General features: G+C 37.0%; 27 protein-coding genes and 1 pseudogene. 17 read left to right on the top strand and 11 right to left on the bottom strand.

All coding sequences use genetic code 11. From position 1 onward, the window contains the following. Positions 1-48 precede the first annotated feature (48 nt). Genes DN392_RS12710 through DN392_RS12700 form a run of 3 tightly spaced genes read left to right on the top strand, consistent with a single transcriptional unit; the run spans position 49 to position 1,585 of the window. Complete coding sequence (locus tag DN392_RS12710) at positions 49-285, top strand: hemolysin XhlA family protein (protein ID WP_107134832.1); 237 nt, start codon at positions 49-51, stop codon at positions 283-285. Beyond that, positions 285-524: a holin gene (locus DN392_RS12705; protein WP_149238030.1), complete on the top strand. Its 240-nt coding sequence runs from the start codon at positions 285-287 to the stop codon at positions 522-524. The genes DN392_RS12710 and DN392_RS12705 overlap by 1 nt, the downstream gene beginning before the upstream one ends. Continuing rightward, positions 521-1,585, top strand: coding sequence for an N-acetylmuramoyl-L-alanine amidase (locus DN392_RS12700; protein ID WP_149238029.1), 1,065 nt, complete (start codon positions 521-523; stop codon positions 1,583-1,585). Before DN392_RS12705 ends, DN392_RS12700 begins: the two co-directional genes overlap by 4 nt. 61 nt (positions 1,586-1,646) lie before the next feature. Here the strand turns inward: DN392_RS12700 and DN392_RS12695 are convergent, their stop codons facing one another. The 4 genes from DN392_RS12695 to DN392_RS12680 all read right to left on the bottom strand — a co-directional run bounded on the left by DN392_RS12695 (position 1,647) and on the right by DN392_RS12680 (position 4,074). After that, complete coding sequence (locus DN392_RS12695) at positions 1,647-2,156, bottom strand: hypothetical protein (RefSeq protein ID WP_064470497.1); 510 nt, start codon at positions 2,154-2,156, stop codon at positions 1,647-1,649. 170 nt (positions 2,157-2,326) lie between these two features. Beyond that, entirely contained in the window at positions 2,327-2,701 is a 375-nt protein-coding gene (locus DN392_RS12690) for a protein phosphatase 2C (protein ID WP_317616680.1), read from the bottom strand. A gap of 349 nt (positions 2,702-3,050) precedes the next feature. Then, the gene (locus tag DN392_RS12685) at positions 3,051-3,521 is read right to left on the bottom strand and encodes a protein phosphatase 2C (RefSeq protein WP_255447938.1); all 471 of its coding nucleotides are present in this window, start codon (positions 3,519-3,521) and stop codon (positions 3,051-3,053) included. Positions 3,522-3,603: 82 nt separating this feature from the next. Then, a complete protein-coding gene (locus DN392_RS12680) occupies positions 3,604-4,074 on the bottom strand; it encodes a protein phosphatase 2C (protein ID WP_223265766.1) in 471 nt (156 codons plus the stop codon). A gap of 323 nt (positions 4,075-4,397) precedes the next feature. Between DN392_RS12680 and DN392_RS30375 the strand changes: the two genes are divergently transcribed. Both DN392_RS30375 and DN392_RS12675 read left to right on the top strand, forming a co-directional pair. Further along, positions 4,398-4,565, top strand: coding sequence for a hypothetical protein (locus tag DN392_RS30375; RefSeq protein WP_179955922.1), 168 nt, complete (start codon positions 4,398-4,400; stop codon positions 4,563-4,565). Positions 4,566-4,833: 268 nt separating this feature from the next. Further along, positions 4,834-5,076: a helix-turn-helix transcriptional regulator gene (locus tag DN392_RS12675; RefSeq protein WP_149238028.1), complete on the top strand. Its 243-nt coding sequence runs from the start codon at positions 4,834-4,836 to the stop codon at positions 5,074-5,076. Between the two features lie 156 nt (positions 5,077-5,232). On the opposite strand, the gene DN392_RS12670 is transcribed toward DN392_RS12675, so the two are convergent. From DN392_RS12670 to DN392_RS12655, 4 genes are all read right to left on the bottom strand, one after another. Next, on the bottom strand, positions 5,233-5,763 hold the full coding sequence (locus tag DN392_RS12670) for a hypothetical protein (protein ID WP_149238027.1): 531 nt from the start codon (positions 5,761-5,763) through the stop codon (positions 5,233-5,235). Between the two features lie 22 nt (positions 5,764-5,785). Further along, a complete protein-coding gene (locus DN392_RS12665) occupies positions 5,786-6,118 on the bottom strand; it encodes a hypothetical protein (RefSeq protein ID WP_149238026.1) in 333 nt (110 codons plus the stop codon). A gap of 13 nt (positions 6,119-6,131) precedes the next feature. Further along, positions 6,132-6,848, bottom strand: coding sequence for a hypothetical protein (locus tag DN392_RS12660; RefSeq protein WP_149238025.1), 717 nt, complete (start codon positions 6,846-6,848; stop codon positions 6,132-6,134). Between the two features lie 123 nt (positions 6,849-6,971). Next, positions 6,972-7,811: a helix-turn-helix domain-containing protein gene (locus DN392_RS12655; RefSeq protein WP_149238024.1), complete on the bottom strand. Its 840-nt coding sequence runs from the start codon at positions 7,809-7,811 to the stop codon at positions 6,972-6,974. 325 nt (positions 7,812-8,136) lie between these two features. Here DN392_RS12655 and DN392_RS12650 point away from each other — a divergent pair. The 5 genes and pseudogenes from DN392_RS12650 to DN392_RS12630 all read left to right on the top strand — a co-directional run. Then, a pseudogene (locus tag DN392_RS12650) lies at positions 8,137-8,661 on the top strand (anaerobic carbon-monoxide dehydrogenase catalytic subunit); the annotation flags it as partial. 475 nt (positions 8,662-9,136) lie between these two features. Further along, positions 9,137-9,457 (top strand): PadR family transcriptional regulator, encoded by a 321-nt coding sequence (locus DN392_RS12645; RefSeq protein ID WP_000429486.1) that lies wholly within the window; start codon positions 9,137-9,139, stop codon positions 9,455-9,457. A 75-nt stretch (positions 9,458-9,532) separates the two neighbouring features. After that, positions 9,533-9,874, top strand: a complete 342-nt coding sequence (locus tag DN392_RS12640) for a DUF1048 domain-containing protein (protein WP_000891990.1) — start codon at positions 9,533-9,535, stop codon at positions 9,872-9,874. 155 nt (positions 9,875-10,029) lie between these two features. After that, entirely contained in the window at positions 10,030-10,791 is a 762-nt protein-coding gene (locus DN392_RS12635) for an ABC transporter ATP-binding protein (protein ID WP_000063310.1), read from the top strand. Next, the gene (locus DN392_RS12630) at positions 10,792-11,541 is read left to right on the top strand and encodes an ABC transporter permease (protein ID WP_000792378.1); all 750 of its coding nucleotides are present in this window, start codon (positions 10,792-10,794) and stop codon (positions 11,539-11,541) included. Positions 11,542-11,691: 150 nt separating this feature from the next. On the opposite strand, the gene DN392_RS12625 is transcribed toward DN392_RS12630, so the two are convergent. Beyond that, on the bottom strand, positions 11,692-12,654 hold the full coding sequence (locus DN392_RS12625; RefSeq protein WP_048565949.1) for a helix-turn-helix transcriptional regulator: 963 nt from the start codon (positions 12,652-12,654) through the stop codon (positions 11,692-11,694). Between the two features lie 109 nt (positions 12,655-12,763). On the opposite strand from DN392_RS12625, the gene DN392_RS12620 reads away from it, so the two are divergent. The 4 genes from DN392_RS12620 (at position 12,764) to DN392_RS30370 (ending at position 14,649) form a co-directional block, all read left to right on the top strand. Next, a complete protein-coding gene (locus DN392_RS12620; RefSeq protein ID WP_000801020.1) occupies positions 12,764-13,243 on the top strand; it encodes a GyrI-like domain-containing protein in 480 nt (159 codons plus the stop codon). A gap of 145 nt (positions 13,244-13,388) precedes the next feature. Continuing rightward, positions 13,389-13,646 carry a DUF3963 domain-containing protein gene (locus DN392_RS12615; RefSeq protein ID WP_001036172.1) on the top strand — a complete coding sequence of 86 codons (258 nt, stop codon included), beginning with the start codon at positions 13,389-13,391 and terminating at the stop codon, positions 13,644-13,646. A gap of 152 nt (positions 13,647-13,798) precedes the next feature. Further along, positions 13,799-14,431: a LysE family translocator gene (locus DN392_RS12610; RefSeq protein WP_064057410.1), complete on the top strand. Its 633-nt coding sequence runs from the start codon at positions 13,799-13,801 to the stop codon at positions 14,429-14,431. 59 nt (positions 14,432-14,490) lie between these two features. Further along, on the top strand, positions 14,491-14,649 hold the full coding sequence (locus DN392_RS30370) for a hypothetical protein (protein WP_000549711.1): 159 nt from the start codon (positions 14,491-14,493) through the stop codon (positions 14,647-14,649). A gap of 213 nt (positions 14,650-14,862) precedes the next feature. Here the strand turns inward: DN392_RS30370 and DN392_RS12605 are convergent, their stop codons facing one another. Next, a complete protein-coding gene (locus DN392_RS12605; protein ID WP_000124675.1) occupies positions 14,863-15,444 on the bottom strand; it encodes a TetR/AcrR family transcriptional regulator in 582 nt (193 codons plus the stop codon). Positions 15,445-15,719: 275 nt separating this feature from the next. On the opposite strand from DN392_RS12605, the gene DN392_RS12600 reads away from it, so the two are divergent. The 3 genes from DN392_RS12600 (at position 15,720) to DN392_RS12590 (ending at position 19,143) form a co-directional block, all read left to right on the top strand. Beyond that, positions 15,720-16,979: an MFS transporter gene (locus DN392_RS12600; protein WP_000336204.1), complete on the top strand. Its 1,260-nt coding sequence runs from the start codon at positions 15,720-15,722 to the stop codon at positions 16,977-16,979. Between the two features lie 100 nt (positions 16,980-17,079). Next, complete coding sequence (locus tag DN392_RS12595; protein ID WP_000402360.1) at positions 17,080-18,153, top strand: LLM class flavin-dependent oxidoreductase; 1,074 nt, start codon at positions 17,080-17,082, stop codon at positions 18,151-18,153. Between the two features lie 51 nt (positions 18,154-18,204). After that, the gene (locus DN392_RS12590; RefSeq protein WP_000687289.1) at positions 18,205-19,143 is read left to right on the top strand and encodes an alpha/beta hydrolase; all 939 of its coding nucleotides are present in this window, start codon (positions 18,205-18,207) and stop codon (positions 19,141-19,143) included. A 1,050-nt stretch (positions 19,144-20,193) separates the two neighbouring features. Here the strand turns inward: DN392_RS12590 and DN392_RS12585 are convergent. Further along, on the bottom strand, positions 20,194-20,952 hold the full coding sequence (locus DN392_RS12585; RefSeq protein ID WP_088321413.1) for an NAD-dependent epimerase/dehydratase family protein: 759 nt from the start codon (positions 20,950-20,952) through the stop codon (positions 20,194-20,196). Positions 20,953-20,954 lie beyond the last annotated feature (2 nt).

Raw genomic sequence — 20,954 nt, 5'->3', positions numbered from 1 at the left:
AGGGACAAATAGATGTCTCTCTTTTTATTTTGAAATGAGGTGATCAATATGGAAGGGTTACAAGAGGTAAGAACCGATGTTCAAGAAATCAAGCAAGAAATTAAGGAAATAAGGGTAGAGATTAAAAGTTTGGAAATGCGTACAACAGGTAACGAGAAAGATATTGATAATATCAACAAGCAACTAGATAAAATCAGTGCAAATACTACCTGGATTTTACGACTTATTGTCGGTGGAATTGTAGGGGCAGCTCTCACTTTCTTCTTGAAAGGAGGTGGTATGTAATGGTTGAAATTACTGTAATGACCGGAATTGTAGTGTGTCTTTCGCAGATTGTAAAAACAATTGGATTACAAACAAAATATGTTCCGTTATTAAATGTAACGCTTGGCATTGTGCTAGGCGTTTTATTTTTGGGCGGAGATATCAAAACAAATGTATTTCAAGGAATCATCATCGGACTGTCAGCAAGTGGATTATTTGACCACACAAAAATTATGAAAAAGGATGTTGATGCTAAATGAAAAAGACAATGAAATATATTACCTCGTTCCTTATGATTCTAGTACTTGCTGGTTCTTTTGCTACAAGTGCTTTTGCTGATAGAATGCTTATTATTCCAGATTTACCCAAACAATCATACCGTAATGGTGTAGGTGCTTATGAGGGAGTTGTAGCACATTCTACAGCAACTCCAGAAGCTCCAGCTATTAATATCCAAAAATACGAGGCTCGTACATGGAGAAAAGCATTCGTTCATTATGCAGTTGATTGGAATGAAACAATCCAAATTGCTGATACAAAGTACATTGCTTATGGCGGTGGACCTGCTGCGAATAAACGATTTGTACATGTAGAGTTATGCGAAACAGCGGACTATACAAAATTCAAACGCAGCTATGATAAATATGTTAAATTACTGGCTAAAATCTTACGTGACCGTGGGTTATCTGTAGAAAAAGGATTATGGACGCATAGCGATGTAACACATTATCTCGGCGGTACTGATCATGAAGATCCAATTGATTACTTAAAGTCTCATGGCGTTTCAGAAGCTCAATTTAGAGCAGACGTACAACAAGCATACAATAATTCTAGCGTGGATGTTTCTGTTCCAGAGAAGTCATCTAAACCAGAAGAAGTACCAACAGCTGTAACAGACGGTATCGCTTATATTGAAGGTTACAACGTTAACTTACGAAAAGGCCCTGGTACAAGCTATTATAAGATTCGTCAGTTAAACAAACCAGAATCTTATATTGTGTGGGTGGAAAAGGATGGTTGGTTAAATCTCGGTGGAGATCAGTGGATTAAGAACGATCCATCTTATGTGAAGTTTAGTAAGAAGAGTACAGTGGATTCATCTATTGTAGGGAAACGCCTTGTATCTAAAGTTAACAATCTACGTTTCTATGATGCACCATCTTGGCAAGATAAAGATGGTGCTGGCTCTGTAGATGCAGGTTTAGGGTTTACTATTGATGCGAAAGTAAGTGTTAATGGTTCATTGCAATACAAAGTGCATAATTCGAGAGGACATACATTTTACATTACATCTAGTGAGAAATATGTAAGTGTACATTAGTAGAACAAAAAAGAGGACTACTCATTTAGAATAGTTCTCTTTTTAATAAAAATATTTTTTATTAAACTCTTGTTAGTCTACCAGTTAACCATGCATTATATATCATACTAATAACTTCAGCTCTTGTGGCAAAATCATTTCCGCGAGTACCATCAAAGATACCAGTTGATTTTGCCCAATTATTTGAGTTGTAGAATCCAGTCTCAGGACTCCATGCTGGACTTTTTAGTCTGTTTTGATACAACATTCCAGCCATTTCATCACGAGTAACCCAGTTAGTGCCTCTTGTACCATCTGTAACATCACGATACCCTAAAAATTGGCGTGCATAGTTATAGTCATATCCACCTTGTCCCTTTATTGCGCGCGTTAGAATTAACCATGCGTCCTGTCTAGTAGCTAGATTATCTCTTAGGTCTGCCGTGATATAACCTCTGTTCATAGCCCAATTCATCTGTTTATCAGCCCAATGTGCTGCATGAGCTTCATTTGGTGCAGTTGCTGCAAATCCTACAGATAGCATAATAGCTGCAGCAGCAACGACCATAAACTTTTTAATTTTTTTTAACATCTTTTCCATTCCTCCCCTTATTTTGTTTATAAAATCTAATATTCAGCAGATGGTTCTATAAATTATATTAGTTCATTATATATGCATAGAAAAAATGAATCCTATGTATATGGGAAGTTAGTGAAAGAGGGATTACCCAATTGTGGGAAACTCCTCTTTCTTATATTTTCTTATCGATTCGAATGTGTGTTATACATCATAGTAACAACTTCAGCTCTTGTAGCAGCATCATTTCCACGGCTACCATCATAGACACCTACAGTACGTCCCCAAGTAAATGCATCTTTAAAGCCTTTATTGGGAGTCCAACCACCATTACCGTAGAAGTAGTTATACAACATAGCAACGGTTTCATTACGAGTCGCCCAGTTAGTTCCACGAGTACCATCAGAAATACCGTTTCGCACTACATACTGACGCGCTTGCTCATAATTTCCAACGTAATTTTTATCCCAACGTGCAATCATTATCCAAACATCCTGACGAGTTGCAAGGCCGTCTCTTAAATCAGCAGTAATAATGCCTTTGTTGAAAGCCCAATTCATTTGAGTATCTGCCCAATGTGCAGAGGCTTCCTTGGGTGCTACTGTTGCAAAGCCAGCAGATAACATAACAGCTGCAGCAGCAACGACCATAAATTTTTTAATTTTTTTTAACATCTTTTCCATTCCTTTCCCTATGTGTTTATAACATACATTATATTACAATATTTGGTTTTAGAAGTAAATAGATATATTTGAATTTACGATATTCTTTTAGTCATATTTTGTGAAGTTGACAAGAAAATGGAATTGTGTATGATGTTATTTCTTATAAAAGAATAGTTTGATAAAACAAATGCCACCCTTAATTGGGCGGCATTTGTTTAGTTCATTGTTTCCATTGATTTAATTATTAGAGTGCACCTACAAGCCAGGCTTGCCTCATCATAGTCATAACCTCAGCTCTTGTAGCAGGATCGCTATTTCGTGTACCATCGTATATCCCCTTATTAACTGCCCACTCGAGTGCTTGATAATCCGCACTTGCGAAATGAATGGATTTATACGTATGTCTATGTAGCATTTGTACTACTTGAAAACGAGTAACATAGTTTTGAGGGTTGCTACCATCTGAGATTTTATATTTCATCACATACTTACGCGCGGAATCATAGGTGGAGCCTCCGGAATGATCAGTAGCAATACGTGTTAGGATTAGCCAAGTATCTTGTCGGGTAGCATAATTATCTCGTAAATCAGCAGTAATGTAACCATTGCGTAGTCCCCAATCCATAGCTCCGTCAGCCCAATGTGCAGAAGCTTCCTTCGGTGCAATTGTTGCAAATCCAGCAGAGAACATAACGGCGGCAGCAACAACAAACATGAACTTTTTAAGTTTTTTTAGCATTTTTTCCATTCCTTCCTCTAAATGTTTTTAACACCTGAGATTTCGTACAATTTAATTATTAGATTGCACCAATATACCAAGCTTGTCTTATCATCGTCATAACTTCAGCTCTTGTAGCGAAATCAGCACGTCTCCCGTCGGTGGTAATCCTATTTTTGACTGCCCAACCTAATGCTTTATGATCTTCCATAGTTCCGTATGCGTTTGGATAAGCAACTCTATACAACATTGTGTATACCTGCTCACGTGTAACATATGCTTGAGGGTTTGATCCATCTGATATTTTTCTGTTCATTACGTAATTACGTGATGCTGCGTAACTTGATCCACCTGAAAGGTCATTAGCGACACGTGTTATAATCAGCCAAGTATCTTGTCGGGTAGCATAATTATCTCTTAAGTCAGCGGTGATATAGCCATTTCGTAGCCCCCAGTCCATAGCTCCATCCGCCCAATGTGCAGAAGCTTCCTTTGGTGCGACTGTTGCAAAGCCAGCAGATAACATAACAGCTGCAGCAACAACTACCATAATTTTTTTAAGTTTTTTTAACATCTTTTCCATCCCTTTCCCTATGTGTTTGTTACATCCATTATATTACGTTATTCGATTTTCAGAGTAAACAAATATATTAGAATTTTTGATATTCTTTTAGTCATAATTTGTGAAGTTGACAACAAAAATGGAATTATATATATGGGAAGTGATTTCTTATAAAAGAATAGTTTGATTAACAAAAATAAGAGCCGTCCTGTTGGGCGGCTTTTTTTATTTTATAGCAATTATTTAAGTTTAACCTGTTGATTTGAATAAACAGGTATGGTATAATTATATATGTAAGGGAGGTGAGAAACATGGATTGGGACTTAATAGAAAAGATTCTTAAAAATCTAGCTTACATAGTAGGTATGATGGTAGGAATCACAACCACAAAGAAAAACATAAACGATATGAAAGACAGAAAGGAGAAAAAGAAACAGGAGGAAATAGAAAAACGTCTAGCCCGCCAGACTAGACGCTAAATGAAACAACAGGGGGAGAAATTCCCCCTAACTTTAAAAAGATTATACTACAAATGTAATAAATAATAAATAAATCCAATCCATGTAAAAATGAAATTAGATCGAAATACTTTAGTGCTAGTATTATTTTTAATATTAGTGGTTACAGTGACAGATTATAGCGCATCAGATATGACCACCTACTTAGGGATTTTAGCTACGGTTGTTTTAAGTGTAGCATTGATTATTAATTTAATTACTATATATATGAAAGGAAGGGATGAATAACATGGAGAGTTTTAGTGAAGAGTACAAGCGTAAGTTGGCGAAAGAGGCTGTTTTAACAGCTCCTGAAACTGCAGAAGTTTTAGGGGTTTCGACTCAAAGGTTACACAAGCTTGTAAAAGAAGGGCGAATAACACCTCTTAAAGTATCGAATCGAATTGCAATTTATTATCGACCAGATGTAGATGAATTAGCTAAAGAGTTAGCGCCATTAAGAGAGAAGTTCCGTCCATTTGAACAAGAATAGCCGATTCCAATTAAGGAGTCGGCTTTTTTTTATTTCTATGCAATTAAAATTTACTTTTAGATAATGCTTTAAGTACTGGCTTTACAATTAAACCTACTAAACGAAAACTTTTAAATATAGAACGTACAACTTTCATAGAGATGCCTCCCGTTTATATCACGCATTCATAAGTAATTCTTTTAGTTCTTTTGTGGATAATTCCATTTCTAACTCTAAGTGATCTGTATTAAACCACAAAGTTGAAGCGATTCCCCAGTCGGCGAATGGTGAATATCTTCCGTTATGCCGAATATCTGCACGTGCTACCTCTCTTGAGACACTGATAGCATCATAGGTTTTAGACATCTTTTCGAAATCAATCTTGTAGGTACCAACACCAACTTCTGTTCCATCTGGTCTTGTAGGTGCTGGGAAAATTGTAGATATGTGATATTCAGGAAGTATATCTAGGGCATCCTTTACGCTATTTAAAGTTAATATGTTTGCCTTAGGATTTACCTTGAAAATAAATCCTAGAGGATTTATGTGTTCAAAAATAACATTTCCAGAGGTTAACCAAGCGGAGCCATAATTTCCATTGTAATCCGCAGTCCAAATGCCCCCTTCAGGACGATTTAACCAATTGCTTATAGGTTCAAAATTCGATCTGTTAAAAGGAGTGTTTTTGATAAAAAGTTGTTTGTTCATGTGATATTCTCCTTTACTGAACTTACAAATCAGATATCTTCTTAACTTCTTTTTCTTTGGCTTTAAAGTCCTTTTTATATTGTTTAAAGTCCTTTCGATCCACTCTAAATTTCTCGCCAGTAGCTACATTTTTTACTAAGTATGTTTTAGCTGTAAGTTCTTTTATTAAGAACCAAATTGCGAATAATACAAGGGATATTCCTAATGTGAAAGGAATTAATACTATTGCAGAAACAGTTATTATAAGTTCTGCTTTTGAATCAGCTCTTTTTAAAATTAATCTATCCCCAGCAGTGGCTTCAGATTGTTGTAATTGTTGCATACGTTGTAAGGATGCGACTGTATCATAACTCATGAAAAACCCTCCACTATTTGTTCATTTTACTTAAAGATTTATCCATTTGGCGTTCGTTTGCTTGTGTAGCACTACTTGTTGCAGTCTCTACGCCACGATAGTTGTATTTAGAGTTTTGCCAGAAGTCGAAAGCGAAATCTTTTAATGGCTTTTCTAATGCGTTGCTATCAACAACTTGTGATTTGAAAATATTCGTTAACATGTACTCATGATTAGAGATATCTTTAATATAATTTTTATCTTTATATTCTTTAATGATGTCATTACCAAACTGTTTAACTTCATCGTTAGATGGTGTGTAAACTTGAGCATATTTACTTATTTCATCAAACTTTTCAGTTGTAGATTTATCACTGGATGCTACTTCTTTAATTTTATTGACCCAAATTGTTTTAACATTTTCTTTTGCGGCAGCGAGTTCTTGTTCAAGCTGTTCTTTATTCATCAGCAATCCAAAGTCTAAAATAGTATCTACTTTACTGTCATTAAACAGTATGAAAACATATCCATCTTTTGTTGCACCATCCAATGCAGGATATTTATATTCAACAAGTGATGGATTGTATTGATTAACGTTTTCTTCTCCTTTTCCGCCTACAATTTTCTCGACCTCTTCCATACTCATTCCTTTTTTAATCTGCTTAAATTCTTCTTTAGAAATTTTTCCATCAGCAGTACTATCAGCATTACTACATGCTGAAATTAATATCACCGTAAGGGATATCGACATTAAAAAAAATAGTGATTTCTTTACCGATATTTCTTCCTCCTAATATATATTCTAGAATTTAGTATAGCAGATAAATAAATGTATTTTAAGGAAGAGATTGGGATAAAGGTTATGTTTATAACTTTATACGTGTAAGTTCCCCATAAATTTACGGTCAAAGTAGAACTTGTCCATTAAGTTATTTACAATCCCGTTGAAATAAGCGAATTTACCTTTATTCATTTTTGCACCAGATTTAATTTTCATAACAAACTCTTTGATAGCATTTAAGCCGATAGTAAGTTCTTGTTCTTTAGTAAATGCTTTATTACCTGTAGAGAAGTTTGTGACTTTATTACACTGTCTTACGACCTTCCATAGTTCTTGAATTGTTTTAGATTCTTTGTAAAAAGAGCTAACTAAAGAAACAAAACGTTGTGGTACCCAGTGAGCAACAAAATCAGCTTGTTTAATATTTTCTTTTGGTGTATTACTATTCTCATAACTATTACGTTTGTTTATATCTTTTATATTTTGTTTTAAGGAAATAGGGGTTGTTTTAATGGTAGGACACTTTGTAGGACTTTTTGTATCTACCTTGTCGGACACTTCTTCCACAATTGGTTGAATGATAATAGCATTTGAAGTTTGAAGCATATCTTTTGTACGCTTCATTGCTACTTGTTTAACCATCTTTAGATCCACAAGTTTCTTCATTAAACGTTGTACAGTTTTATAGGATACTTTCATCTTTTCAGCAATTCTATTTTTGCAAAGGAAACTAACACCTACATATTTACAGCTGTGACGCTTTAAAATTTCAAGTAATGCAATTAGTTTAGATTGTACATCAGTACGCTTAATAGACATACGAATAGTGTCTCTGTAGGCACGTACAGTTTTATTTAGTTCTTCTACTTCATTAAACGTAGAAAAGTTGTTATAAGCTTCTTCACTTGCTATAACATCGATACGAATTTTCATTATTCGGCTCCTTTGTAAAAACAAAAAAGCAACGTCACCAATGTGGTAAACGTTGCTTAAGAAACCCTACATGATGTACAATAACTCATGAGAGTATGGCAAGTGTTTACCTGGTTGTGTCAGGTGGACGGTATATAAAGTGTTGGCGCACGATATATACACGCTGTGCTCTTTTGTTGTATTTGTTATTTTCGCCCACATTTCGCCCACATACTTTTCTTTTGATAACGCTTTTTATCGATAAAGAAAAATTGTAGATGAAATGCAGGGCTTGTTATATAAACGTTTTTAACTTTTTATCGTCTATTATCTGATTGGTGATTAAAATACAGTATTATCATTAGCTCCGGAAATTATTAATGCAGTAAAGGAAGGAAAGATTAAGCGTTTCTTTGTCATCGCAGGTTGTGATGCTCCGGGAAAAGGCGGAGAATATTATCGTGAATTAGCAACGTCGCTTCCGCCAGAAACAGTTATTTTAACAACTTCTTGCGGGAAATTCCGTTTTAATGATGTGAGTTATGGTGTTGTGCCTGGTACAGAGATTCCGCGTTACATTGATTTAGGACAATGCAATAATTCAATTTCTACAGTGAAAATAGCGGCTGCTTTAGCAGATGCTTTCCAATGTGAAGTGAACGAATTACCAGTTAGTATTGTTCTATCATGGTTTGAACAAAAAGCGGTTGCCATTTTACTTGGGCTATTTAGTCTTGGTATTCAAGATATTCGCATCGGTCCAAAGGCGCCTGAATTTATTTCACCTGGCGTGCTTGATGTATTACAAGAAACATTCGGTTTAAAACTAATTACAACTGCAGCGGAAGATATGGAAATGATGTTATCGTAACAAAAGGATGATTTGTCTTATTAAGAAGAAGAGCTAACCTATAGCACCCCAAAACAAAAATGTAGAATATTTGTTTTGGGGTATTTTCTTTTCTTGGCCGGATAGGTATAGGTATGTGGCGAAATTTCTTTAAAAAGAAAATGGGCTGTAACTGATAGGTAATAGTTGATTTTAGAAAAATATAAAAATCGTGTTGACATTTACAACTACTCAGTCATACAATGTAGAAGTAATAGGTGATACTGAGTAGTGTTGTTTTTCAAAATGTTTTCAGTAAACAAGAGGTAATAGCGGATTTTAGAAAAAATTTAAAAATCAGTTGACATCAATAGCTACTTAGTCATACAATGTAGTTGTAATAAGTAATACTGAATAGTGTGGTTTTACTCAAAAGCTATTCAGTAAAAATTCGCCTTAGTACTCTGTGATACTGAATATAAGTCAGACAGAATAGGGGGTAAAGGAGGATCAGGACATGGAAAATTTAACTGAAATGCTAAAAGGTTCACTGGAAGGGTGTGTGCTGGAAATCATTAGTCGCCGTGAAACGTATGGCTATGAGATTACCCGCCACCTGAATGATCTTGGGTTTACCGAAGTTGTGGAAGGGACGGTTTATACTATCCTCGTACGATTAGAAAAGAAAAAGCTTGTAAATATTGAAAAGAAGCCATCAGATATGGGGCCGCCTCGTAAGTTTTATTCATTAAATGAGGATGGTCGTCAGGAGCTTGAACTGTTTTGGAAAAAATGGGATTTTGTATCTTCAAAAATTAACGTCTTGAAGTCAAACTAGCCTCATAATATAAAATGTTCCGGCTCATATTTGGAGAGTTTTTTGTTCTGCTTTATAAAAAAGGAGGAAAATAAGATGTTGGAAATGTTTAAAAAATTAATCGGTGATAAAAAAGAGTACAAAATGATGATGGCACGTGTTGGAGCACTGCCAGAGGATTATCAGTTTGTGTTTAAGAAAATTCAAAACTACATGTGGAATTTCTCAGCGGGTAATGGGATGGATATGCTGCACATACAGTATGAATTAATCGATTTGTTTGAAGCTGGTGCAGCGGAAGGCAGACAAGTGCTTGACATTACTGGGGAAGACGTAGCATCCTTTGCTGATGAACTAGTGGCAAACGCTAAAACGTATGTCTCTAAGTATCGTGAAGATTTGAATGAAAGTATTATGAAGAAATTGAGAAAAAAATAAATGCAATACGTAATACCGACTGATTAGCTGGTTACAAATGTGAATTGCCGCCATCGCTATTCAGTTATATTTTTAAACCAGTACTAAGTAATACAGATTATCAGTGATACTAAATAGAGGTTATAGGTAACCTATTTTAATAAGGGGGAAAAAGTATGAGCAATGCAGCGATTTCTATAAAAGGGTTAAAAAAATCTTTTAAAGATAAAGAAGTCTTAAAGGGAGTGGATTTTGATGTGCAGCGTGGCGAAATTTTCGCGCTGCTAGGCTCAAATGGAGCGGGAAAGACGACAACGGTCAACATCCTTTCAACGCTAATGAATCAAGATGATGGTGAAGTAAGTATTTGCGGTTTTGACGTCCAGCGACAACCAGATCATGTTCGTCAAAGCATCAGTTTGACAGGACAATTCGCAGCTTTAGACGGCATGCTTACTGGAAGGGAAAACTTGATAATGATTGCTAAGTTACGTGGTGTTTCCAATCCCACTCAAGTTGCTGATAATCTACTTGCAAGATTTAGCCTGACTGATGCGGCCAACCAGAGGGCAGACCAGTATTCAGGCGGGATGAAGCGCCGACTTGATATCGCGATGAGTTTGATCGGGGCGCCAGCAGTTATTTTTCTAGACGAACCAACGACTGGACTTGATCCGGAAGCGCGGATCGAAGTGTGGGATACTGTCAAGGAACTTGCCGGCAGCGGCACAACGATCTTGCTCACGACTCAGTACTTGGAGGAAGCAGAACAACTGGCGGACCGTATCGCTATTTTGCATGGCGGAAAAATCATTACGACAGGTACTCTTACAGAACTGAAAGAGATGTTCCCGCCAGCAAAAGTAGAGTATATCGAGAAGCAGCCGACGTTGGAAGAAATTTTTCTTGCGATTATCGGTAAAAAGGAGGAGATGTAAATGAAAAACAAAACAGGGGTATTACTAGGGCGTTTAATGCGTAATATTATGCGTAGTCCGGATACAATTATTACAGTAGCAATTACACCGATTATGATGATGTTATTGTTTGTTTACGTATTTGGCGGGGCTATAAAGACTGGAACGGATAACTACGTTAATTATTTATTGCCGGGAATTTTGTTAATGGCTATCGCATCCGGTGTAGCTTATACTTCTGTACGATTATTTACGGATGTAAAGAGTGGGCTGATGGCACGTTTCATTACGATGCCTATTAAGCGCTCATCAATATTGTGGGCTCACGTTTTAACTTCTCTTGTTGCTAATGTACTTACTATCGTGGTGGTTATTCTTGTTGCGCTCTTAATGGGCTTTCGTTCTAGTGCAAATATGCTAGATTGGCTTGCGGTAGCGGGAATACTGGGGATGTTTACGTTAGCGCTCACATGGCTAGCTATCATTCCAGGGCTGAAAGCGAAGTCTATGGAAGGGGCGACAGCTTACTCGTACCCGCTAATTTTTCTTCCATTTATTAGTTCGGCCTTCGTACCTACTGAAACGATGCCTAAAATTGTTCGTGCGTTCGCTGAGAATCAGCCTGTAACTTCAATCGTGAATGCGATTCGCGCCCTATTATATGAAGGGACTGTTGGCAACGACATTTGGACTGCACTCGCTTGGTGCGTGGGTATCATGATCATCTCTTACTTTTTCGCTAGCAAAGCATTTAAACGTCAGTTAGGGTAAGTGAATTAAGTCATCCGAAATTATATATTTTTTTGAAAAAGCACGGGGAGATTTTCCGTGCTTTTATTATTTATTGTGCTCTCATGGTAAAAAATATAGGAAACTGGTAACGAATAAACCTCAATATGTTGAGGTTTAACCGATCACTGCTTATGGAGAATATAAACATAACCGCTCTTGTAAATCGTTTAATATTTCTTCAGGCATTTCCTTGATTGTAATATCTTTCCCTAGGAAAAGTAGCCAATTTGTTATATCTGTCACTTTATCGGAATTGTTAACATCGATAAATGTTTTTAAAATGGCTGTGGATTGGTAAGGGTTTGTATAAGAAATTGAAATTTTTAAAGGATGGTATTTTTTGTACTGGGCAATCGCTTTTGGACCAAGTTCAAGTACAAGGTTAATTTCTTCGTCCTTCTTATTGAGTTTTTCTAAAATCTGTTTCTTATTTAACCTCTTTTTCGTCGTGTACGGTTCGATATGGACGAGGTCATCGACAGGAAACAGCAGTTTCTTTTCTTCTTTTAAGTCAAACCCTTCAATGATCCAATGGCTTTTTTCTTGATAAAGGTGTAATAGATAAATTGGGTAAGACTCTATTTTCTCTTCTTCTTTGACGGTAATCAATAAATGTCTATCCAAAAGAAGGATTTGGATGAGTTTTTCTAACATAGGGTGGGGGAGGTCAGAAAGCTCAAGTAGATCGGGATTATGAGGGTTAGTCCCTTCAAAAAGAAAAAGTTGATTTAAAAGAACAAGGTCATCTTGCTGAGTTTCTGAGATGAGTCCTAGTAGTTTTTCAGCTAAAGACTGGCGACTTTTTAAATAGGGAAGTTGTTGATTTCTTGTAGCCATAAAGGCGATAAAAAGAGCTTTGACTTCATTATCAGTAAAGCGAACAACGGGCAGGATAGAGTTATGCATAACAAAATATCCACCAGCTCTTCCAACTTCAGCGACAAGTGGCATCCCCATAGCTTCGATTTCTCTAATGTCTCTAATAGCTGTCGATCGTGATACGTTAAATTCTCGTATGATTTCAGTAATTGTAAAGTGGGAGCGATTGTTGATATACCGCATAATTGTATTAATCCGTTCAACTTTTTTCATTGGAGTCTCCTAAACACTATCATTTTTTGACATGATTTAAAGATATTATAAACTCATCAGATGAAAAGATAAATCATTTGATCCATTTTAAAAAAGGAAGGTTTTGAATATGAAAAATTATACGATTGAAGAAAAAGCTAGCTTTATTGTGTTAGGTATTGGAACTGAAATTAAGAGTGCCTATACAGACTTTGCTGGAATAAATAAAGAAAAGGAAGACTTTTGGTCGGCTGTTAAAGAAGATGGAAGGCTAGATACTTTAAAAGCTCTAGCTACAAACGAATACATTTTTTCTGTGAGCGAAGCGGTGAATAATAAGATGATGTATTATGCTGGTGTCATGACAGAAGCACAAATAGAAGAAGCATCTAGAATGATTCAGTTTCCGAAGGGAGAATACTTAGTAGTGAAAGGGGAAGACAAAACGGCTGAAGAGTTAAGTAATAAGCTTACTGGCATCGCCTTCGGTCAAGCTTTACCAGATGCAAAAGATGTTGCCTATGTTGGTGGGCCGAATACAACGGTTGAGATGGGACAGAGAGACGGCTTAGTATTTGGTGAAATGTGGATTCCAGTTGTTAGGAAGTAAAGTGATAAAAGGTACGAATATGGAAAGTAGAGGCTAACAATATTAAATTGTTAGCCTTTTTGACATAAATAAATTATTCATAAGCTGCTACACATTATGTTCTGGTAAAATGGAATAAAAGGGAATTTTTGTTAGGGGTGGCAGGGTGAATAAAAAAAGGATATTTGAGCTATTCATAGTAGCGTTTGTTTTTCTATTCCTTCATGTAAGCACATATACCAATGAAAAATTTAACGATAAATTGGGTTCCCTTACTTTCGTTGTTCTATTTCTTATCGTTTATATTAACGCTATATTTATAGAAAGGTATTTTGATGATATACAAAAGTGGGTTCGAAATATCACAATTTGTTTTGCTTTGTTAGTAGTTGCTTTAGTATCGCTATGGATAGGTTATTTTTAAATCTCTCTTTAAGAGAAGGACAAGTATGTGATTACCATACATTCCATCCGATCATATTCCTTAGCTGCATCGGCTTATATTAATCTTTTCTCTCCTTAATCATGATAAAATGTACAATAGGAAATTTTATGTAACATAAAGGGGGAAGGGTTATGGTTAGCTTTAGTACTTTGTTAGCTTTTGCAATTGTTTCGCTTAGCATGGTTTGTTCACCAGGGCCTAATATGATTTATCTCATTTCTCGTTCCATTACGCAAGGGCGTATGGCAGGATTTATTTCTCTCTTGGGCATTATGCTCGGATTTGTAATTTATATAATCGCAACAATGTTCGGACTTACAGTTTTATTCCTTGCAGTACCCGCTGTCTACGAAGCAGTCAAGTGGGCAGGTGCTGCTTACTTGCTTTGGCTCGCCTGGAATTCGATAAAACCTGGTGCTACATCTATTATGGAACCTCGTACTATGTCTAATGAGCCACCACGAAAATTATTTCTGATGGGACTTATGACTAATCTTCTAAATCCAAAGATTGCTATTTTGTATGTGTCACTTTTACCTCAATTTGAAAATCCTGAAAAGGGATCGTTGCTTCTACAAGGTGCAATTTTAGGCCTTACGCAAATCACTGTTAGTTTTATAGTCAACCTTCTAATTGTGTTTACAGCAAGTAAAATTGCTACATGGTTTGGCGCACGCCCAACGTGGTTACGAGTGCAACGTTGGCTTATGGCAAGTGTCTTAACGGGTCTTGCTATACGTCTTGCTTTTGAACGTCGACAGTAATGTTATCTAAAAAATTAAAATTTTTTATTTTAGGGGTAGGATGAAAAGGGGGGAGTTCATTGCACAAAGTTATTTATGGAATATTAATTTTAATTTATACTTTGTATTCATTTTTTGTAAGTGATGGAAGTGAAGTAAGGTTTATTATGCTGTTAACTATAGTACTTATCTTTTCTGTGGTTTTAGAAAAAGGAAATGCAAACAAAACGACTGATTAAAGGTCGTTTTGTTTGCATTTTTTTAATTAGATATTAAAGTCCAGATGTTTAAGGGATAGCACCGAATCGCCATCAAGCTTAAAGAACGATCTATCCCCAAACAATAAATACGAACAACATGCATAAAATTTTCGTTCTGGAGGTGGTATGAGATTTTGATTTGATGGAGATTTGACGCTACCCCTATAAAGGTATAGTTTTCGTACTTTCATATCACTTAAGTAATGTGAGCGTCGCTGCTATTACATTGTCGACAAATGAACGTTGGGGACGAGATTTCATCATAACCGTTAGACCGATTAACGCTACAATCAGTGCCTGTGCCAAAGACTTTGCATCTGTGTTGACTTCCAGCTCACCTGATTGGATACCTCGTTCGATCGTCTCCTGAAAAATGACGGCGAGGTACATTTGATGTTCTCTGGTCAAAATTTCAAATCTCTCATCATGAGGTGCTAATTCAACCATTGTATTGATACAAAAACAACCTTTACTAAGATCCCCTGCGTATTCTTCATTGACGACATCGGCAAAGAAAATAGAAAATGCCTCTTTTACAGAGGAGTGACTTTGAAGTCTATTTCGTATATCAGAGGCCCGAGACATTGTATACCTGCGAAGTGCGGCTTCAAACAATTCTTTCTTATCTCCAAAAGTCGAATAAATACTAGGGCGTTGAATGCCCATTCTAGAAGTAAGATCACTTAATGAGGTAGCCTCATATCCCTTCTCCCAAAATAACTGCATTGCTGCATCTAAAACTTGATCCTCATCAAATTCACGGGTTCTTGCCATTAAGAATTCTCCTCCTCAAACTTTGATTTTATTAATTGTTTTAGGATAGGTGTGTAGGTAATTACAATTGTTGTTTTTATTACCAAACAGTATGTAATTATTATATAATTAGCCATTCTTCCTGTCAAATCAAGCTCCATTCATTTAATGCAATATTAACTTTAGTGCAAAAAAATCGTTGACATCATGAATGAGGCTAAGTTATATTTACCAATAACATATCGTACTGAACGGTATGTTATTATTAAAAATCTAATGTGATTGGAGGTTAAGGTATGTGCAATACAGAGACAAATATAGAAGATGAGCCATTCTACACTAAGATAAGTCATAAATCTTCCATAACAAAACCTAGTTTGAATCAACAGCCATCCATGTCTCACGCTTTGGTATTATTGTTTGCGACTGCCTGTGGAATGTCTGTTGCCAATATTTATTTTGCACAGCCGTTGCTTGATCAACTATCTAATGAGTTTAGTATTAACCATTCCATTATTGGTGTTGTTATTACCATTACACAAATTTTTTATGGATTGGGCTTACTGCTACTCGTACCGCTTGGAGATTTGTTAAACCAGCGACGTCTAATTGTCGGCCAGATGCTATTATCTACAACAGCTCTGGTTATAGTTGGTACTGCTTCCTCTAGCATGGTACTTTTCGCAGGTATGGCTTTGGTGGGTCTGCTTGCAGTTGTGACACAGACTCTCGTGGCGTTTGCAGCGACCATCGCTTCCCCTACAGAAAGAGGACGTGTCGTTGGCATTGTAACAAGTGGGATAGTTATTGGCATACTTCTCGCACGTACTTTTGCTGGTATATTAACAGATGTTACGGGATGGCGTTCTGTATATCTATTTTCTGCAGCGCTCATGCTTTTGATGGTTTTTATGTTTATAAAGATGTTGCCCAATGTTGAACGCGAGGTAAAATCGCTATCCTACCCTCAGTTGATTAGATCGGTGCTTGCTTTGTTTATTCAAGAACGAACGTTACGCGTTCGCTCCGTTCTAGCCATGCTGATTTTTGCTGATTTCAGCATTTTGTGGACTTCACTAGTACTGCCACTTAGTACACCGCCAATTGCTCTATCTCATAGTGCAATTGGTGCATTCGGTCTTGTAGGTGTGGCTGGAGCCTTAGCTGCGGCACGGGCAGGGAAATTGGCCGATCAAGGTTACGGACAACGAACGACAGGCATTGCTTTAGCTCTATTATTGATTTCATGGTTGTTCATCAGCTATATGGAGCAGTCATTAATCGCATTAGTGATAGGGATAATTCTACTTGATTTGGCCGTACAAGCAATACATGTCACGAATCAAACCATGATTCTTCCATTGCATACAGAAGCACGGAGTCGACTTACTGCTGGATATATGGTTTTTTATTCTATCGGCAGTGCTGGTGGTTCAATTGCTTCGACTCAAATATACGCACACTTTGGTTGGGGAGGGGTTTCCTTACTCGGATCCTCTGTCAGTGCTTTCGCTCTTCTTTTTTGGGCTATGACCAGACGAGTTAAGATTTTATGAAATAAACGTGTGTTAGCCAATATGAGAAACATGTTACTTCCATAAAGGAAATGATTAATTTTTTTGACTTAAAATCTAATTAGACTAGGAGAGATGACAAATGGAAATAGGTATTACGTCTTTTGTAGAAACGAAACCAGATGTTCATAGTGGTGAAGTGATAAGTCACGCACAGCGATTGCGTGAGGTTGTTGAAGAAATCGTTCTTGCTGATCAAGTAGGACTTGATGTGTTTGGTGTTGGTGAGCACCATAGGGAGGATTATGCAGCATCCTCTCCAGCGATGGTTCTATCAGCGGCGGCACCACAAACGAAAAAGATACGGCTTGCGAGTGCAGTAACCGTGCTTTCTTCAGCTGATCCTGTGCGTGTTTTTCAGGATTTCTCTACACTGGATGGCATTTCAAATGGACGTGCAGAGATTATGGCGGGGCGTGGTTCCTTTATCGAATCTTTTCCACTGTTTGGTTATGAATTGAAGGACTATGATGAACTGTTTGAAGAACATTTGGACCTACTGCTCAAAATACGTCAGTCCGAAAAAGTGACTTGGGAAGGCAGACATCGACCGGCAATCAATAATTTAGGTGTGTATCCAAGACCTGTTCAACATCCTTTACCGATATGGGTTGGTAGCGGTGGGAATCAGGAATCTGCTATCCGTGCCGGTTTTCTGGGATTACCACTTATGCTGGCGATTATTGGTGGTAGCCCAATGCACTTTGCACGAATTGTACAACTATATAAGAAAGCGGCGGCTCACGCTGGTCATGATGTATCAAAACTTCAGGTGGGGTCTCATTCGATTGGATTTGTTGGAGAGAATACGGAATTGGCAGCAGATACATTTTTCCCTTCCACTCAGGCAGGCATGAATAAACTTGGTAAAGAGCGGGGGTGGCCTTATTATGATCGTTCCAGCTTTGATACTGCACGAAGTTTTGAAGGGGCGTTGTATGTTGGTGATCCAGATACAGTCGCCGAAAAAATCATCCATCTTCGTAAGCATGTAGGGATTACACGCTTTATGATGTATGTACCATTAAGTACCATGCCACATGATCAAGTCATGCGTGCCATAGAATTGCTTGGAACAGAAGTTGCCCCTCGTGTAAGAGAGGAAATTGCCAAATGGGAAGCTGAAGGAGAACAGGAGACACATCTATTCCGCTAATTATTCGATAAGGATTGCATCAAGTCTCATTATTTAACTGGAGGAATTTATATGAAAATTGACAGTCGAGTATTACCAGAATTAAAACAGGCTTTCTCACAATTTCCAGGCTTTCAATTAGAGGGGGATTTAGAGGCGAGTCGAAGTCTCTTGTCGAATCCACATTTGGAAAAATCAGAGCTTGTAAACATGACCAAGCGAATGATTCCTGGCGCAGCCGGCGAGATGTTAGTTAAAATTTACGAACCCGTTGAGAAGAATCTTGATAACCTTCCAGCTATGCTGTGGATTCACGGTGGTGGATACGTAATGGGCCACCCTGATATGGACGATGTTTTGTGTGAACGCTTTGTTCAGACTGCTGAATGCGTTGTTGTGTCTGTCGATTATCGACTTGCGCCCGAACATCCTTATCCAGCGGCTATTGAAGATTGTTATGCAGGCTTGGTTTGGATGACAAATGAGGCAGACTCGCTTGGAATTGATGTGAATCGAGTTGCGATTGCCGGTGCAAGTGGAGGCGGTGGACTAACAGCAGCGCTTGCATTAATGACTCGTGATAAAGGAGGTCCATCTATTATTTTTCAGATGCCGCTGTATCCGATGCTTGATAGCCACAACATAACACCATCAAGCTATGAGATTATAGAAGACAATGCAACATGGAATAGATCAAACAATTTAACGGCTTGGAATATGTACTTGGGAAAGAAGAACGATACTAACGAACCATCTCCCTATGCCGTACCTTCGAGAGCAGACAACTTAGCAGGACTACCGCCAACTTATACATGTGTAGGTCAACTCGATTTATTCCGAGATGAAATTATTGAATATGTAACACGACTTGCACAAGCAGGAGTAGATGTTGAATTTCATCTCTACCCCGGCTGCTTCCATTGCTTTGAAGTACTTGTGCCTGAAGCCGAAGTGAGTCAGCGTGCCAGTCAGAATTATTTTGATGCGATGGCACGGGCGCTTCATCCATAACTTATCTTAGTTCATTCATCGGGGTGTTCAACTGAAGGCATGAGTGATAGCTCTAAATTTATTCGATGAGTAGAGATTACAGAAAGAAGTACAAATAGTGCCACCATATACTTTAAATTTTGCCCCTTACTCATTGATTAAAAACAGGAAATATTTCAAAGGTGGAATAGTTAACCAAGGTTTCAAAATAGTGTGCTAGCAATTCAACTTTTTTACTGCAGTTACGATGATAAGCACAATCAACACTTTGGAGCGTTTTTTTTTCATAAGTCGAGTTACTTTTTTAATCGCATTCATACTAAACAGCAGCAGGAAAGGGCGCCAATTGAACATTGGCACCGTTTATAAGAAGCGATAGACTGCATCCTTAGCTGGATCTTCATTTCAAGCTCGGAAAAAATAGAATTAAGTTCTTTTGGTAGTTGATGATATTGGTTATTTTGAGCTATTGTAGTTAAGGCACCTCTTCTGTGGTAGTGATTTCTAGGTAATCTCACTATACCAAGGATCGAGGTGTTTTTCATTTTACTCAAGTTGTACAGTACACAATTGATAGACTCTAAATTCAATATAGCTAAATCTCCCTGCTTATTTTATAGGTGCGAAAGTTGAGTTATTTAATTCCCATCTTAATGAAGAATTATTGAAATATATTTCTCCATTAGAATGGGAACACATTAATATTCTAGGAAAATACCGATTTAGTATAAAAGAAATTGCATCATTAGACTCCCTAAAATCACTACAAACAACTTAACAGTAAAAAGCTAATTATCCTCTTAGAGTACCGGAAATCGGCTTGTTCTTATGAAATTTTGCTTAGCGTACGAAATTCGCATTTTGATGGTGCTACCCCATTATGCTGAAAAGGAAAAGAACATCTGTGGAACTAGTGGTGACAATAGAGTTGTTCCACAAATGAGACAGAAGAATAGTGTGCCTTATCTAAGGGGATTTTAATATTGCGATTGTATAAACTGTATCTATTGAAAATAGAACAAATAAAAGCTAAATAACAATAATATAATCTCTTTTCTAGATATGCCTTTATCAAGAATCAAAGAACTTAATACCACTTGGTACAAAAGCATCAGAACTTGGGCTATAACCAACTAACTTTCTTGTTCCTTCAATATCAATTCGTTTAAACCTGTTGTTAGATACACCATGTAAAATTGAAAATGGAGGTAAGTTCTTTGCCGTCATCGACTTTAAGAGAAGGTCCATAAAATCTTCTGGGCTTAAGTATGCACTCATATCTCTAGCTGTTAGTGGTTTACCATATGGATTATAATCATCATATGCACCTATACGAATAGCAAGACTTTGTAACCCTTCTTCATAAGCAAAATAAGAAGCAACAGCCTCTGCAAAACACTTACTTACCCCGTACATATTTTTAGGTCTCGTGGGTGAATAAGCATGTGGTTGGTAATCCAAAGGATAGCTTTCAATTGTTTGAGCACTGGAAGCAACAATTACTTTGGATACATTATTATCATTAGCAGCTCTAAAAATATTATAGGTTCCCTTTATATGATTTTCTAATAAGGAGCCATAAAAATCAGCATTTGGCGAAGGATTACCTGCCAAGTGTATAAATATATCTATACCTTTCGTAAATTCTTGACAAGCAGCTAAATCAGAAACATCTAAATATATGATTTCATGATTTATATCTTTAAAAGTTTCTAAAGCAGATAAGTTAATATCTGCTAGCCGTAACTGGTAATTCCCTTGCTTATCTAGGAACCTTGTAACGTCTTGGCCAATCTTACCTGCAGCACCTGTAACTAAAATTTTTTGCATTT

This window comes from Bacillus sp. BB51/4 (assembly GCF_008368845.1).
Taxonomy (GTDB): Bacteria; Bacillota; Bacilli; order Bacillales; family Bacillaceae_G; genus Bacillus_A; species Bacillus_A wiedmannii.
Note: the sequence above shows the minus strand (reverse complement) of the source record. Positions and strands in the feature narration are given on the sequence as shown.

Coding starts and splice junctions, on each gene's coding strand:
- DN392_RS12680 (WP_223265766.1), bottom strand. CDS start 4,074: ATGGTAGTTGTTGCTGCAGCTGTTATGTTATCTGCTGGCTTTGCAACA.
- DN392_RS12620 (WP_000801020.1), top strand. CDS start 12,764: ATGAAAAATTATACGATTGAAGAAAAAGCTAGCTTTATTGTGTTAGGT.
- DN392_RS12595 (WP_000402360.1), top strand. CDS start 17,080: ATGGAAATAGGTATTACGTCTTTTGTAGAAACGAAACCAGATGTTCAT.
- DN392_RS12610 (WP_064057410.1), top strand. CDS start 13,799: ATGGTTAGCTTTAGTACTTTGTTAGCTTTTGCAATTGTTTCGCTTAGC.
- DN392_RS12645 (WP_000429486.1), top strand. CDS start 9,137: ATGGAAAATTTAACTGAAATGCTAAAAGGTTCACTGGAAGGGTGTGTG.
- DN392_RS12655 (WP_149238024.1), bottom strand. CDS start 7,811: ATGAAAATTCGTATCGATGTTATAGCAAGTGAAGAAGCTTATAACAAC.
- DN392_RS12700 (WP_149238029.1), top strand. CDS start 521: ATGAAAAAGACAATGAAATATATTACCTCGTTCCTTATGATTCTAGTA.
- DN392_RS12600 (WP_000336204.1), top strand. CDS start 15,720: ATGTGCAATACAGAGACAAATATAGAAGATGAGCCATTCTACACTAAG.
- DN392_RS12625 (WP_048565949.1), bottom strand. CDS start 12,654: ATGAAAAAAGTTGAACGGATTAATACAATTATGCGGTATATCAACAAT.
- DN392_RS12690 (WP_317616680.1), bottom strand. CDS start 2,701: ATGAATTGGGCTTTCAACAAAGGCATTATTACTGCTGATTTAAGAGAC.
- DN392_RS12585 (WP_088321413.1), bottom strand. CDS start 20,952: ATGCAAAAAATTTTAGTTACAGGTGCTGCAGGTAAGATTGGCCAAGAC.
- DN392_RS12710 (WP_107134832.1), top strand. CDS start 49: ATGGAAGGGTTACAAGAGGTAAGAACCGATGTTCAAGAAATCAAGCAA.
- DN392_RS12660 (WP_149238025.1), bottom strand. CDS start 6,848: ATGTCGATATCCCTTACGGTGATATTAATTTCAGCATGTAGTAATGCT.
- DN392_RS12685 (WP_255447938.1), bottom strand. CDS start 3,521: ATGTTTGTTGTTGCTGCCGCCGTTATGTTCTCTGCTGGATTTGCAACA.
- DN392_RS12630 (WP_000792378.1), top strand. CDS start 10,792: ATGAAAAACAAAACAGGGGTATTACTAGGGCGTTTAATGCGTAATATT.
- DN392_RS12605 (WP_000124675.1), bottom strand. CDS start 15,444: ATGGCAAGAACCCGTGAATTTGATGAGGATCAAGTTTTAGATGCAGCA.
- DN392_RS12590 (WP_000687289.1), top strand. CDS start 18,205: ATGAAAATTGACAGTCGAGTATTACCAGAATTAAAACAGGCTTTCTCA.
- DN392_RS12695 (WP_064470497.1), bottom strand. CDS start 2,156: ATGTTAAAAAAAATTAAAAAGTTTATGGTCGTTGCTGCTGCAGCTATT.
- DN392_RS12635 (WP_000063310.1), top strand. CDS start 10,030: ATGAGCAATGCAGCGATTTCTATAAAAGGGTTAAAAAAATCTTTTAAA.
- DN392_RS12705 (WP_149238030.1), top strand. CDS start 285: ATGGTTGAAATTACTGTAATGACCGGAATTGTAGTGTGTCTTTCGCAG.
- DN392_RS12665 (WP_149238026.1), bottom strand. CDS start 6,118: ATGAGTTATGATACAGTCGCATCCTTACAACGTATGCAACAATTACAA.
- DN392_RS12675 (WP_149238028.1), top strand. CDS start 4,834: ATGGAGAGTTTTAGTGAAGAGTACAAGCGTAAGTTGGCGAAAGAGGCT.
- DN392_RS12640 (WP_000891990.1), top strand. CDS start 9,533: ATGTTGGAAATGTTTAAAAAATTAATCGGTGATAAAAAAGAGTACAAA.
- DN392_RS12670 (WP_149238027.1), bottom strand. CDS start 5,763: ATGAACAAACAACTTTTTATCAAAAACACTCCTTTTAACAGATCGAAT.
- DN392_RS30375 (WP_179955922.1), top strand. CDS start 4,398: ATGGATTGGGACTTAATAGAAAAGATTCTTAAAAATCTAGCTTACATA.